Origin of the sequence: Salmonella sp. NW1250, from assembly GCF_051812965.1 — a bacterium.
In the GTDB taxonomy this organism is placed as follows: Bacteria; Pseudomonadota; Gammaproteobacteria; order Enterobacterales; family Enterobacteriaceae; genus Salmonella; species Salmonella enterica.
In genome coordinates this window covers 200,709-215,040 of sequence record NZ_JAMNDD010000009.1, presented here as the reverse complement: position 1 = coordinate 215,040, position 14,332 = coordinate 200,709, and the positions used below count along the sequence as shown (strand labels likewise).

General features: G+C 52.6%; 14 protein-coding genes. 7 read left to right on the top strand and 7 right to left on the bottom strand.

The genetic code is table 11. The features are described 5' to 3' along the window. Positions 1-44: 44 nt before the first annotated feature. The 6 genes from caiE to caiT form a co-directional block, all read right to left on the bottom strand. Positions 45-641 (bottom strand): carnitine operon protein CaiE, encoded by a 597-nt coding sequence (caiE, locus tag NBA72_RS16825; RefSeq protein ID WP_000122864.1) that lies wholly within the window; start codon positions 639-641, stop codon positions 45-47. Between the two features lie 109 nt (positions 642-750). Then, the gene (caiD, locus tag NBA72_RS16820) at positions 751-1,536 is read right to left on the bottom strand and encodes a crotonobetainyl-CoA hydratase (RefSeq protein WP_000004383.1); all 786 of its coding nucleotides are present in this window, start codon (positions 1,534-1,536) and stop codon (positions 751-753) included. Between the two features lie 53 nt (positions 1,537-1,589). Then, positions 1,590-3,143 (bottom strand): crotonobetaine/carnitine-CoA ligase, encoded by a 1,554-nt coding sequence (gene caiC, locus NBA72_RS16815; RefSeq protein ID WP_023181839.1) that lies wholly within the window; start codon positions 3,141-3,143, stop codon positions 1,590-1,592. A gap of 62 nt (positions 3,144-3,205) precedes the next feature. Further along, positions 3,206-4,423 carry an L-carnitine CoA-transferase gene (gene caiB, locus NBA72_RS16810; RefSeq protein WP_001016212.1) on the bottom strand — a complete coding sequence of 406 codons (1,218 nt, stop codon included), beginning with the start codon at positions 4,421-4,423 and terminating at the stop codon, positions 3,206-3,208. A 111-nt stretch (positions 4,424-4,534) separates the two neighbouring features. Further along, entirely contained in the window at positions 4,535-5,677 is a 1,143-nt protein-coding gene (gene caiA, locus NBA72_RS16805; RefSeq protein WP_000347134.1) for a crotonobetainyl-CoA dehydrogenase, read from the bottom strand. Between the two features lie 34 nt (positions 5,678-5,711). After that, entirely contained in the window at positions 5,712-7,229 is a 1,518-nt protein-coding gene (gene caiT / locus NBA72_RS16800) for an L-carnitine/gamma-butyrobetaine antiporter (RefSeq protein ID WP_042947652.1), read from the bottom strand. Between the two features lie 480 nt (positions 7,230-7,709). Here caiT and NBA72_RS16795 point away from each other — a divergent pair, with 480 nt between their 5' ends. The 7 genes from NBA72_RS16795 (at position 7,710) to NBA72_RS16765 (ending at position 13,579) form a co-directional block, all read left to right on the top strand. After that, positions 7,710-8,480 (top strand): electron transfer flavoprotein FixA, encoded by a 771-nt coding sequence (locus NBA72_RS16795; RefSeq protein ID WP_000692180.1) that lies wholly within the window; start codon positions 7,710-7,712, stop codon positions 8,478-8,480. 15 nt (positions 8,481-8,495) lie between these two features. Next, entirely contained in the window at positions 8,496-9,437 is a 942-nt protein-coding gene (locus NBA72_RS16790; RefSeq protein WP_001032188.1) for an electron transfer flavoprotein subunit alpha/FixB family protein, read from the top strand. Positions 9,438-9,486: 49 nt separating this feature from the next. After that, positions 9,487-10,773: an FAD-dependent oxidoreductase gene (locus NBA72_RS16785; protein ID WP_001287762.1), complete on the top strand. Its 1,287-nt coding sequence runs from the start codon at positions 9,487-9,489 to the stop codon at positions 10,771-10,773. Continuing rightward, positions 10,770-11,057 (top strand): ferredoxin-like protein FixX, encoded by a 288-nt coding sequence (fixX, locus tag NBA72_RS16780; protein WP_000203736.1) that lies wholly within the window; start codon positions 10,770-10,772, stop codon positions 11,055-11,057. Before NBA72_RS16785 ends, fixX begins: the two co-directional genes overlap by 4 nt. Before the next feature lie 146 nt (positions 11,058-11,203). Continuing rightward, the gene (locus tag NBA72_RS16775) at positions 11,204-12,544 is read left to right on the top strand and encodes an MFS transporter (RefSeq protein WP_001187057.1); all 1,341 of its coding nucleotides are present in this window, start codon (positions 11,204-11,206) and stop codon (positions 12,542-12,544) included. Between the two features lie 88 nt (positions 12,545-12,632). Beyond that, a complete protein-coding gene (locus NBA72_RS16770; RefSeq protein ID WP_001172089.1) occupies positions 12,633-12,863 on the top strand; it encodes a YgdI/YgdR family lipoprotein in 231 nt (76 codons plus the stop codon). A gap of 299 nt (positions 12,864-13,162) precedes the next feature. Then, the gene (locus NBA72_RS16765; protein ID WP_000767274.1) at positions 13,163-13,579 is read left to right on the top strand and encodes a hypothetical protein; all 417 of its coding nucleotides are present in this window, start codon (positions 13,163-13,165) and stop codon (positions 13,577-13,579) included. Positions 13,580-13,802: 223 nt separating this feature from the next. Here the strand turns inward: NBA72_RS16765 and srfN are convergent, their stop codons facing one another. Then, complete coding sequence (gene srfN / locus NBA72_RS16760) at positions 13,803-14,093, bottom strand: DUF1471 family virulence protein SrfN (protein WP_000745961.1); 291 nt, start codon at positions 14,091-14,093, stop codon at positions 13,803-13,805. Positions 14,094-14,332 lie beyond the last annotated feature (239 nt).

Genomic DNA, 14,332 nt, shown 5'->3' with positions numbered 1-14,332 from the left:
AATTGACGCGTAGGCCGGATAAGCGTGAGCGCATCCGGCATCAATTACTGTGCTGATTTTGGCTTCACGTCCGTCGTGCCTTTCAGGCGCGGTCGGTTTTCTTCGACCTGCGTTAACGGCTTCGTTTCAGATAACCCCGTTCGACAACGAACCGCAAGATCCTGATATTCTTTGGTATTGAGGCGTTTCCAGTGCAGCTCCTGGTCCGTAACCTGGCGTAGTACGCGCGCCGGTGATCCCACCAGCAGTTGCCTTGCCTCACCCTGAAATCCGGCTTTGACAAAACTCATGGCGGCGACAATGCTCTCTTCGCCAATCACTGCGCCGTCCATAATGACGCTGTTCATGCCGACCAGGGCGTCCCGTCCCACCACGCAGCCATGTAGAATAGCGCCGTGGCCGATATGGCCGTTTTCATGCACGATGGTATCGGTATCGCAGTAGCCATGCATAATGCAGCCATCCTGCAGATTAGAGCCTGCCTCCAGGATCAGGCGACCATAATCCCCACGCAATGACGCGAGTGGGCCAATATAAACACCGGCGCCCACGATGACATCGCCAATCAGCACGGCGCTGGGATGGACAAACGCGTCCGGATGCACCACCGGGATCAGTCCTTCAAAGGCGTAATAGCTCATAGTTGTACCTCGGTTTTTTTGCCGGATGGCGGCGTAAACACCTTATCCGGCCTACGGTTGCGCATGTGCTGTAGGCCGGATGAGCGAAGCGCCATCCGGCATAGTCACATTAACGACCTTTCCACACCGGATCGCGTTTTTCGGCAAATGCCTGCGGTCCTTCGAGCGCATCTTCTGAATGCAGTACCGACGGATAATGCTTCAGTACGCCGCTGCGGATGTAGCGGTAGCCTTCTTCTACCGGCATTTCGCTGGTCGCGCGATAAATCTCTTTCAGCGCCGCGATAGCCAGCGGGGCGCTATTGACCAGTTGTTGCGCCAGTTCGCGCGCGCTATCCATCAGTTCGCTCTGGCTGACAACGCGGTTCACGACTCCCCAACGCAGCGCTTCTTCGGCGCTCATTCGTCTGCCGGTCATTACCATTTCGTTGACGATAGCCGGCGGCAACAGCTTAGGCAGGCGCAAAACGCCGCCGCTGTCAGGCACGATGCCTAGCTTTGCTTCCGGCAGCGCGAAGCTGGCGTTTTCGGCGCAGACAATAAAGTCCGCCGCCAGCGCCAGCTCAAAACCGCCGCCAAACGCGTAGCCGTTCACCGCGGCGATAACCGGCTTATCGAGGTCAAATATTTCGGTTAAACCGGCAAAGCCGCCGGGACCAAAATCAGCATCCGGCGCTTCACCTTCCGCTGCCGCTTTTAAGTCCCAGCCAGCAGAAAAGAATTTCTCCCCGCCGCCGGTAATGATTGCTACGCGTAATTCCGGATCGTCACGGAAATTAAGAAAAGCTTCACCCATTGCAAAGCTGGTTTTGGCGTCAATGGCATTCGCTTTAGGTCGGTCAAGGGTAATTTCCAGGATCGGGCCGTTACGGGTCAGATGTAATGACTCACTCATAGTTCATCTCCAGATAAATAGTTTCCCGGCGGGAAGGATTCCTGCCGGAAGGTTTATTTCAGATTTTTTTTGATTATTTTTCCTGAACAGTTGCGCGGCAGGTCGGTTCTGATCTCCATAAAAGAGGGAACCTTGAATTTCGCCATATTGTTTTCGCAAAAGCTGAAAAACTCGGCTTCGCTTAATGTTTCACCTTCATTAAGGACGATAAACGCTTTAATGGCTTCATCACGGATCGCGTCTTTAATACCAACCACCACAATGTCCTGAATTTTCGGATGCGCAGAAATAATATTTTCCAGCTCGACGCAGGAGACATTTTCCCCGCCACGTTTAATCATGTTGCAGCGTCTGTCGACAAAATAGAAATAGCCATCCTCATCCTGGTAACCCGAATCACCGGTATGTAACCAGCCCTCTGGTTCCAGCGCCCTGGCGGTTGCCTCCGGCTGCATGTAATACTCTTTGAAGATAGTCTTGCCGGGGATGCCTTTAATACAGATTTCGCCAATTTCTCCGGCGGGCAGCGGGCGATTTTGATCGTCGCGAATTTCAGCTTCATAGCTAAAACCCACGCGACCAATGGAAGGCCAGCGCCGTTTGTCTCCGGGACGGTCGCCAATAATTCCGACAATGGTTTCAGTCATACCATAAGAGGTCAGCAGCCTGACGCCAAAGCGTTCGGTAAAATCGTCTTTTTCCTGCTCGGATAAATTGAGATAGAACATCACTTCGCGCAGGTGATGCTGCCTGTCCGTTGATGCGGCGGGCTGGACCATCAGCGTGCGGATCATCATCGGGATGCACTCGGTCACCGTCGCCTGATATTTACGTACCTGATCCCAGAAGGCCCTGGCACTGTACTTCTCTAGCAGGACAAAGGTGCTGCCAGCGGAGAATGCAGGCATTGCGGCGGTACACTGACAATCGATATGAAACGCGGGCATCACCGTCATGTACACGTCATCATCGCGCAGGGCGATTTGCCAGGCAGAGTAGTAGCCTGCAAAACGCAGGTTGTAGTGGGTAATTACCACCCCTTTAGGCCGTGAGGTGGTGCCTGAGGTAAACAGAATTTCCGCCGTATCGTCAGTGGATAACGCGGGCGTATAGCACAGCGTGGTGGACTGGCGGGATTGCAGTTGGGTAAAGTGACTCACGCCGTCGTCAGCCGGAAGCTGCTCGCCAATCAGACAGATATGATTAAGCGGAGTGCTATTGTCCTGGCGTATTTCACGGTACATAGGATAAAACTGGGCGCTGGTAACCAGCAGACTCACCTGGCTGTTTTGCAGGATCCAGGCGCTTTCTTCGCCCAGTAAGCGGGCATTAATCGGCACCATAATGGCGCCGATTTTTGCCAGTCCAAACCAGCAAAAGATGAATTCCGGACAGTTATCCAGATGCAGCGCGACCCTATCACCCTTGCGGATCCCTAAGGAGTAAAAAAGGTTCGCCGTGCGGTTAATCTCTTCATTGAGCGAAGCATAGCTAAACTGCCGAACGATTCCCTCACAGGATTCGAAAATTAACGCCGTTTTATCTCCGTACACCCCGGCCAGGTCGTCCCACATCTGACGTAAGTTTTGTCCGCCAACGATATCCATATTGCTTTATCCACTGAAATCAGGCGTGAGCGCTAACCGGAAAACCGATTAGCGCATCGCGTTTAATCCTCAACTTTGGCCAGGCCTTTGCCGACCAGTTCCTTAATATCTGCTTCGCTATAACCAATGTTTTTCAGAATGGCGGCGGTATCCATGCCGTGTGACGGCATGCCACGCCAGATTTTCCCCGGGTTGTTTTTAAATTTCGGCATGATGTTCGGCCCTTTACAGGTGCGACCGTCCATTGTTTGCCACTGAGTAATCGATTCGCGGGCAACGTACTGCGGGTTACCTTCCAGTTCCGGAATGGTGAGCACCTTCGCACAGGCGATATTCAGCTCAGCAAAACGCGCCTGAACGTCGGCGATGGTGTGTGTTGCCAGCCAGGCGTCCAGTTTCTCTTCGACGAGCGGGCCGTAAGGGCATTCCACGCGATGGATGAGCTGCGTGCCTTCCGGAACTTCCGGCGTACCGAGAATGTGGGCCAGGCCAATATCTTTAAAACACTCGTTGATTTGCGTGATGCCGACCAACTCCATGACGATGTAACCATCGGCGCATTTATACAGGCCGCAACCGGCGTAGTAGGGGTCTTTCCCTTTCGTCATACGTGGACAGATTTCGCCGCCGTTGAAGTAGTCCATCATGAAGTACTGACCCATGCGCAGCATCACTTCGTACATGGCGATATCGATGCTTTCACCTTTACCCGTTTCGCGTACTTTGTGCAGGGCTGCCAGCGCGGCTGTCGTCGCGGTCATCCCGGAGAAGTAATCGGCGGTATACGGGAAGGCTGGCATCGGTTGGTCAACGTCGCCGTTTTGGATCAGATAACCACTGAATGCCTGCGCGATGGTGTTATACGCCGGAAGATTGGTGTACTCCTCGGTACCATACTGGCCGAAGCCGGAAAGGTGGGCAATGACCAGTTTCGGGTTATGCTCCCACAGCACTTCATCAGTAATACCACGGCGGGCAAAGGCCGGGCCTTTACTGGCTTCAATGAAAATATCGGTGGTTTCCATCAGTTTCAGAAACGCTTCCCGACCTTCATCTTTGAAAATATTCAGCGACAGGGCGTGCAGGTTGCGGCGTGAGAGCTGCGGGTAGTTAGGCTGTACGCGAATGGTATCGGCCCATGCGACGTTTTCAATCCAGATAACCTCGGCGCCCCATTCGGCGAACATCTGTCCGGCGAATGGACCGGCGATTTCGATTCCCGAAAAAACAACGCGTACCCCAGCAAGCGGGCCAAAGGTTGGCATTGGTAAATGATTCATCATTTTTCTCCTGGCATTTTTTGCGGTATGTAGGCCGGATAAGCACAGCGCCATCCGGCATGATTGCCTGATGGCGACGCCCCGCGTCTTATCAGGCCTACAAGGGATCGATTAGCGGTATTGCTTGAGTACCGCACGACCCAACGTCAGGATCTGCATTTCGTCAGAACCACCAGAAACACGGTCAACGCGCAGGTCACGCCAGAAACGCGTGATGCGGTGGTTGCCCGCGATACCAACACCTCCCAGTACCTGCATGGCGGTGTCTACCACTTCAAACGCGGCGTTGGCGCAGAAGTATTTGCACATTGCCGCGTCGCCGGAGGTAATGGTGCCGTTATCCGCTTTCCACGCGGCTTCCAGCAGCATATTTTTCATGGAGTTCAGTTTGATCGCCATATGCGCAAACTTCTCCTGAATCAGCTGGAAACGGCCAATAGCTTCACCAAACTGCACGCGCTGATTCGCGTAACGCGCAGCGTCTTCAAAAGCGCACATTGCGGTACCGTAGTTGGTCAGCGCGACGAGGAAGCGCTCATGGTCAAACTCTTCTTTCACGCGGTTGAAGCCGTTACCTTCCCGACCGAACATGTCTTTTTCGTCCAGTTCAACGTCGTCAAAGGTGATTTCACAGCAGCTGTCCATGCGCAGACCGAGTTTCTCCAGTTTGTTGACCTTGATACCCGCTTTGCTCATGTCCACAAACCACTCGGTGTAAACCGGTTTATCCGGCGATGCACCGTCTCTCGCCATGACCACGATGTACGGGGTATAGGCGCTACTGGTGATAAAGCACTTACTGCCATTAAGATAAACCTTACCATTTTTGCGTGTATAAGTGGTTTTCAGACTACCAACATCCGATCCCGCTCCCGGTTCGGTGATGGCAGAGTTCCACATCTGCTTACCGGTGCCCCGGAACGCCATGATTTTATCAATTTGCTCCTGAGTCCCTTCACGCAGGAAAGTGTTAAAACCTCCCGGCAATTGGTACAACACGTAAGTTGGCGCGCCAAGACGTCCCAGCTCCATCCAGACGGCGGCGACGGTAACAAAACCCGCTTCCAGACCGCCGTGTTCCTCCGGGATCAGCAGGCTATCAATACCCATATCCGCCAGCGCTTTTACAAAACGCTCAGGGTAGACGCTGTCACGATCGCACTCGGCAAAATAAGCTTCCCAGTTCTCACTGGCCATCAGTTCGCGAATACCGGCGACAAACAGCTCCTGTTCGTCATTTAAGTTGAAATCCATCTTTCAGCCTCTTGATCAATTTGGTTAATAAGAATTACTTGTCTTTCCAGTGCACTTTGGCGTCTTTAATAAAGGACAGCGTCACCATAATGTTGACGAAGAACAGCGGGCATCCTCCGGCGATAATCGCGGTCTGAATCGGCTTCAACCCACCCAGCGCCAGCAGAACGATACCGATGATGCCGACCAGCACCGACCAGCCGATACGCACTAACAGAGGCGGCTCTTCACCATCGCGAACTTCACGACAGGTCGACATTGCCAGGGTGTAAGAGCAGGCGTTAATCAGCGTGACGGTGGCAATAAAGCAGAGGATGAAGAAGCCCCACATGGTGGCGGTGCTGAGCGGCAAGGCGGCCCAGGTTTCGATAATGGCGCGCGCCACGCCGTGTTGCTCAATCAGTTGCGGAATGTTGAGGATGTTTTTATCCATCAGCAGCAGCGTGTTACTGCCCAGCACTGTCCACAGGATCCAGGTAGACGCGGTCAGACCCATCACCATCCCGAAGCACAGCTCACGTACGGTACGACCACGGGAAATACGGGCCAGGAAGATACTCATCTGGATGGCGTAAATAACCCACCACGCCCAGTAGAAAACGGTCCAGCCCTGTGGGAAGCCGCCTTTACCGATGGCGTCGGTATAGAACAGCATCCGTGGCAGGTGCATTAACAGCATCCCGACGGAGTCGGTGAAGTAGTTCATGATGAAGCTGGCGCCGCTGACGATAAACACCCAGCCGAGCATCAGGAAGCTCAGGTAGCTACGCACATCGCTGGCGATTCTGACCCCTTTTTGCAGGCCGCAGGCCACGCAAATCGCGTTCAGAATGATCCAGCAGGTAATGATGATGGCATCCAATTGCAGCGTATGCGGAATACCGAACAGCCATTGCATACACTCGGTGACCAGCGGGGTAGCCAGACCGAGGCTGGTGCCCATCGCGAAGATCAGCGCCACCAGGTAGAAGTTATCGACGATGGTACCGAACAACCCTTTCGCATGCTTTTCACCGACGAGCGGTACCAGCGTGGAGCTGGGGCGGATGACATCCATCTTGCGTACAAAGAAGAAGTAGGCGAAGGCCACGGAAAGGAAGCTATAGGTTGCCCACGGCAATGGCCCCCAGTGGAACAGGCTGTACGCCAGACCTATCTCTTTCGCGCCGGTGGAATTTGGTTCCAGACCGAACGGCGGGGTGGAGATATAGTAGTAGATCTCAATAGAGCCCCAGAACAGAACTGCAGCGGATGTACAGGAGGCGAACATCATGAAAATCCAGCTGGCGGTACTAAACTCCGGTTTTTCGTCGCCTAATCTCTTTTTAGCATAGGGGCCAAAAACCAGCCAGAACCAGCCGAAGAGCATGACGACCATATACCATTCAAATGCCCAACCCCAGACATTGGTGACATAACTGAATACCGCATTAATAACGACGTTAGCGGCATCAAGATCTCTTACTGTTAGCCAGCAAAGTATCCCGACAATTATTAATGGCGGAAAAAAAACCTTCGGTTCAATTCCCGATTTTCTCTTTTCATTTTTCATAAGTTAATTCCAGTGTGAAAACGAAATTTATTTAGCGTGCCAGTCCATGAACGTTTGTTTATTTATTATTAATGATTTGTTGATAAGTTTTTAACCTCTGGGACGCCTCAATGAGTAACTCATGATGGGTATTCACTTCGGGTGATTCTGTTATCTTCGTCACACTTTTTTGCGTTGATTATTTTGTGTCTAAATTTTGATTTTTGCTTTATTTATCAATTTGTTGGTTGTGGTTTTTTAACTTTTTTAAGTATCTGACGTTCAATATTGTTGAGCCAGCAAACAATATTGAAAATTTTCATATTTGGCATATTTCTTTCAATATTGGTGAGGTGCGTAACACTATTGAAAGTTACGAATATCAATGTGTGACATTTTCAATATTGGTGATTAAGGTTTTATTTCCGAATTAAAGAGCGTGATATCTGTATTTAACACCGCCGATATAAATACGTTTCCTTCATGATTTCTGGAGATGCAATGAAGATAATTACTTGCTACAAATGCGTACCTGATGAGCAGGATATTGCGATTAATAATGCTGACGGAACACTCGATTTCAGCAAAGCGGATAGCAAAATCAGCCAATATGATCTGAATGCAATTGAAGCTGCTTGCCAGTTAAAACAGCAGTTGGGAGACGCTCAGGTTGTCGCCATGAGCGTTGGCGGCAAAGCGCTGACTAATGCAAAAGGGCGCAAAGATGTCCTCTCTCGTGGCCCTGATGAACTGATTGTGGTCATTGACGATCAATTTGAGCAGGCGCTGCCGCAACACACCGCTGCCGCGCTGGCCGCTGCCGCGCAAAAATCAGGTTTCGATCTACTTATCTGCGGCGACGGTTCTTCCGATCTTTATGCTCAGCAGGTTGGTTTGCTGGTGGGCGAAGCGTTGAACATTCCGGCGATTAACGGCGTGAGTAAGATCCTCTCTCTTACCGACAGCACATTGACGGTAGAACGCGAACTGGAAGATGAAGTTGAAACGCTGAGCATCCCGCTCCCGGCGGTGATCGCGGTTTCCACCGACATTAACACCCCACAAATCCCTTCGATGAAAGCCATTCTTGGCGCGGCGAAAAAACCGGTTCAGGTCTGGTCGCCTGCGGATATCGGGCTGAACAGCGTACCCGCGTATTCCGCACAACAGGTTGCCGCACCGAAGCAGCGCGAGCGTCAGCGTGTGGTGATTGAAGGTGAAGGTGAAGAACAAATCGCCGCGTTTGTCGAGAATCTGCGCAAAATCATTTAATTATCAGGGGATGTTATGAACAAATTTTCCAGTGTCTGGGTATTCAGCGATACCCCTTCTCGTCTGCCCGAACTGATGAGTGGCGCGCAGGCTGTAGGTGAAAAAGTTAACGCGTTCGTACTGAACGAAGCGGATAGCGCGACAGCATGTCACTTAGGCGCGGATCATGTCTGGCTGCTCAGCGGCAAACCAGAAGACCGCATGATCGAAGACTACGCTGCTGCGATGGCTGAGACTATTCGTCAGCATAGCGAGGGCGGCGCGGTGCTGCTGCCGAATACGCGTCGGGGCAAGCTGTTGGCGGCAAAGCTGGGCTATCGCTTGTCGGCTGCGGTTTCCAACGACGCCAGCGACGTCGCCCTGCAGGATGGAAAAGCGGCGGTTAAACATATGGTCTACGGCGGTCTGGCGATAGGGGCAGAGACCATCGCTTCGCCGTTTGCCGTGATCACACTCAGCAGCGGAACGTTTGACGCACAACAACCGGATGCTTCCCGCAGCGGCGAGATGCACACCGTGCAGTGGCAGGCTCCGGCCACTGCCGTGACCCGCACCGCAACCCAGGCGCGTCAGAGCAACAGCGTTGACCTCGACAAAGCGCGTCTGGTGGTCAGCGTGGGACGCGGCATCGGCAGCAAAGAGAATATCTCGCTGGCCGAAGCGCTGTGCCAGACCATCGGCGCCGAGCTGGCCTGTTCCCGCCCGGTGGCGGAAAACGAGAAGTGGATGGAGCACGAGCGCTACGTCGGTATCTCCAACCTGATGCTCAAGCCTGAACTGTATCTGGCGGTGGGGATCTCCGGGCAGATCCAACACATGGTCGGCGCCAACGGCGCGCAGACGATTTTCGCCATCAACAAAGATAAAAACGCGCCAATCTTCCAGTATGCGGATTTTGGCATCGTTGGCGATGCGCTGAAGATCCTGCCTGCGCTGACGGCTGCCTTAGCGCGATAAACCATTTCGGGCAGGATGCGAAGGTATCCTGCCGCTGACAGGAGTACGTATGTCCGAAGATATCTTTGATGCCATCATCGTGGGTGCAGGTCTGGCCGGTTCGGTTGCGGCGCTGGTGCTTGCTCGCGAAGGTGCACAGGTGCTGGTTATCGAGCGCGGCAATTCTGCTGGCGCGAAGAATGTCACCGGTGGGCGCTTGTATGCACATAGCCTGGAACGCATCATTCCCGGCTTTGCGGATCAGGCCCCCATTGAACGCATGATCACCCACGAAAAACTCGCCTTTATGACCGACAAAGGGGCGATGACGATGGATTATTGCAACGGCGAGGACGCCGCATCGTCGCAAGTTTCTTATTCCGTTTTGCGCAGTAAATTTGACGCCTGGCTGATGGAGCAGGCCGAAGAGGCGGGGGCGCAACTGATCACCGGTATTCGCGTCGATAACGTCGTTCAGCGTGATGGCAACGTCGTGGGCGTGGAAGCCGATGGCGATATTCTGGAAGCCAAAGTCGTAATCCTCGCTGACGGGGTGAATTCTCTGCTGGCTGAAAAGCTGGGCATGGCCAAACGCGTTGAGGCATCGCATGTTGCTGTCGGCGTGAAGGAACTGATCGAACTGCCGAAGTCGGTCATTGAAGATCGTTTCCAGTTACAGGGCAACGAAGGTGCCGCCTGTCTGTTTGCCGGGGCGCCAACCGATGGTCTGATGGGCGGTGGCTTCCTGTATACGAATGAAACAACCCTTTCCCTGGGGCTGGTCTGTGGACTTCATCATCTGAAAGACGCGAAAAAATCGGTCCCGCAAATGCTGGAAGATTTCAAACAGCATCCGGCAGTTGCGCCGCTGATCGCCGGTGGCAAGCTGGTGGAATATGCCGCACACGTTGTACCCGAGGCGGGAATGAATATGCAGCCTGAACTGGTGGGCGATGGCGTACTGATTGCCGGGGATGCTGCCGGCATGTGTATGAACCTCGGCTTTACCATCCGTGGTATGGATCTCGCCATATCCGCAGGCGAAGCGGCGGCGAAGACGGTGCTTTCGGCGATGAAGCGCGACGATTTTAGCAAGCAGTCGCTGGATGAATACCGTCAGCATCTGGACGAAGGTCCGATGCGCGATATGCGTATGTATCAGAAACTGCCGGCTTTTCTTGATAATCCCCGCATGTTTACCGCTTATCCCGAAATGGCGGTCAATATCGCGCGCGACCTGTTCACCGTGGATGGCTCCGCGCCGGTGCCCATGCGTAAAAAAATCCTGCGCCATGCGAAGAAAGTGGGCTTCATCAACCTGATGAAAGATGGCCTGAAAGGAGTGACCGTATTATGACATCTCCCGTTAATGTGGACGTCAAACTGGGCGTCAATAAGTTCAATGTGGATGAAGACAGCCCGCACATCATTCTCAAAACCGATCCTGATAAACAGGCGCTGGAGGTGCTGATTAAGGCCTGTCCGGCGGGACTGTATAAAAAGCAGGACGACGGCAGCGTTCGTTTTGATTACGCCGGGTGCCTGGAGTGCGGAACGTGCCGGATCCTCGGCCTTGATACGGCGCTGGAAAAATGGGAATACCCGCGCGGGACGTTTGGCGTGGAGTTCCGCTACGGCTAATAAGTACGAAGTTGTGCCCCCGTTGGCCGGATAAGATGCGGTAGCGTCGCCATCCGGCAATCATGTGGCGCCAATGCCGGATGGCGGCGGAAACGCCTTATCTGGCCTACAGATGCGCTTTGCCCGTGTTGACACAGGACATCACCATGCAGCAGCCCAGGAACTTTGATGACCTTAAATTCTCCTCCATTCATCGCAGAATTATGCTGTGGGGAAGCGGCGGCCCGTTCCTTGATGGCTACGTGCTGGTGATCATTGGCGTGGCGCTGGAACAACTGACGCCGCTATTGCACCTTGATGCTGAATGGATTGGCGCGCTCGGCGCGGCTACGCTTGCCGGACTGTTTATCGGCACCTCGTTGTTTGGCTATATTTGCGATAAAGTCGGGCGGCGTAAAATGTTCCTGCTTGATATTATCGCTATCGGCGTTATCTCCGTGGCGACCATGTTTGTTTCCACGCCGCTTGAATTGCTGGTGATGCGCGTTTTAATTGGCATTGTTATCGGCGCGGATTACCCTATCGCCACTTCCATGATTACGGAGTTTTCCAACACCCGCCAGCGCGCGTTCTCCATCGGTTTTATCGCCGCGATGTGGTACGTCGGCGCGACCTGCGCCAACCTGGTGGGTTACTGGCTGTATGACATGGAAGGCGGCTGGCGCTGGATGCTTGGCAGCGCCTTTATCCCGTGCTTAATCATTTTGATTGGCCGCTTTGACCTGCCGGAATCGCCACGCTGGCTATTGCGAAAAGGACGGGTAAAAGAGTGCGAACAAATGATGATCAAACTGTTCGGCGAACCGGTCTGCTTTGACGATGAGCCGCCGCAGGAGACCCGCTTCCTGCAGCTGTTTAACCGCCGTCATTTCCCGTTTGTACTGTTCGTTGCGGCTATCTGGACCTGTCAGGTGATCCCGATGTTCGCTATCTATACCTTTGGGCCGCAGATCGTCGGGTTACTCGGCTGGGAGCAGGGGCGCAACGCGGCGCTTGGCAATGTGGTGATTAGCCTCTTTTTTATGCTGGGCTGTATACCGGCGATGTTCTGGCTAAACAGTATTGGCCGTCGCCCTCTGCTTATTGGCAGCTTCGCCATGATGACTATCGCGCTGGCGCTGCTGGGGCTGGTGTCAAATCTGGGCATCATACTGGTCGTGGTGGCGTTTGCGGTATACGCCTTCTTTTCCGGCGGACCGGGCATACTGCAATGGCTTTATCCTAATGAACTCTTCCCGACGGATATTCGCGCTTCGGCCGTGGGGGTCATCATGTCATTAAGCCGCATCGGAACCATTGTCTCCACCTGGGCATTACCGATTTTTATTACTCGTTACGGTATTAATAACGTCATGCTGATTGGCGCGTTGATTTCGTTAGTCGGGCTTGGCGTATCGGTGATGTTTGCCCCGGAAACCCGCGGCTTGACGCTAACACAGACCGGAAACATGACTTTGCGCGGAACGCCATCGGATAACCCTCGTTAAGAGTGTTCTGCATTTCTCCCTGCTTTTCGCCAATAACGCTACAGTTAACAGTCACATGCTAAAACAACTGAAAAGCAGGGAGAACACCATGCAAAAACGTCTTATGACCGCACTGTTTACCGCAGCAACACTATTCACCGTCGCAGGATGCTCTTCTAACCAGGCGGTTGAAACCACGGATGGCAAAACTATTGTCACCGACGGGAAACCCGAGGTCGATAACGACACTGGTATGGTGTCTTACAAAAACGCCGCCACCGGGAAAACCGAACAGATTAACCGCGATCAGCTGAAAAATATGAGCGAGCTGGATAATTAATTCAATTTTTTCTGGTTAGCCGCTCAATAATATTCTCTCTTTATGCGCATCCATTTATTCCCATGCGAATAAACGGATGCCTGAACAGGCAGGGACGCCGGAAAACGTCGAAATACGTTAGACCATTCGCCCGTGTTCCCGCTTTCCCCACCGCGCTGTCCGCTTACATGAGGTTACACTCATCGACATTTCTCTGAACAGCGGCTCAACATTTCCCGGAAAAAAACATATCGCAAGGCATTTATCCTTATGATTAGGTATAAATGATTAGGTATAAGGAACAGGAGTCTGTAATGAAACTGAAACTAATACCTTTTTATTTGCTCGCGCTATTTTCTGCCGCCTCCGGGGCTACGGAGATAAACGCCTGCAAAGACCTGATCGGAACATGGAAAACCACGGCAGATAACCCGCCTTATACCATGACAATATTGCCGCCAGTAGAAGGCTGCGGGGAAAAATGTGTGAAACTGAACGTGCAGTATGAACTTGACGTGACTCACCGCAACGCGCTTTATTGCCATGAAGGACAAGAGGGGGTAAAAGGGCAGGGACCCATGGTGATAGCATTTGAAGGGGCGTATGGTGGACACGCTATTGGAACCTATAACCGACAGTTGCAATTACTTTGGGCTGGCGTAATACCGAAAAATAAAAAGGGGAAATGGATAACGAAAATGGAAAATTACTGGTTCAGGCAGGTAAAAGCGCACTAAACATCATCTTAAAACAGCCCGCAAAACCGTCTTATTCACGAAGGGCTTACTGCCTGCGCGCATACATTCCAACGGCTTGCCTGCCCCGGATGAACTGTTGATAAAAAAGAGGGCCAGCATCTGTTTCCAGACGGCCCTGAGTGGATTGTGACGTAACATGGCACCTTGCTGGCGCTCTCTTATTATTTCATGCCTGTGCCATCGTTATGGCGCAATCAGAGCTTTATTTCGTCGCATCGTTATAAACTTCGGCAACGGCTTCAAAATTCGGACCATGCTCACGTGCAGCGATAATATGGTAATATTTTCCGCCTTTCGCATCAGCTAATTCTGACAGTTTTTCGCGTAGATCAGAGGGTGAGGAAATCTGCCCGCCACTCTGGGACACATTTATGGTGCCGACCTTAACCAGTTTGAAGTGGCTGATTTCTTGTTTAGAGACCTGCTCTGCCGCAAGCGTGCTGAATGAAGCAACCGTTGCCAGTAATGCGGCGGCAATAATGCGTTTTTTCATAGTTCTGTTCCTGTTGCATTGATGATAAGGTTTGCGCAATATCAGTAATCCGTAACGAAATTATTTATACCCTTCATACTTCAGGTTGCTTATGGGTTGGCTACGGATTACTCGGCCCATCCATGGGCCTCGCCCTGACGGGCCGTCGCACGCGACATTCAAATCTGCTCCCGGCAGATTTGTCGCTCACCTCAGTCACATAATTATCTATGCTCCTGGGGACTCACTCCCTTGCCGCC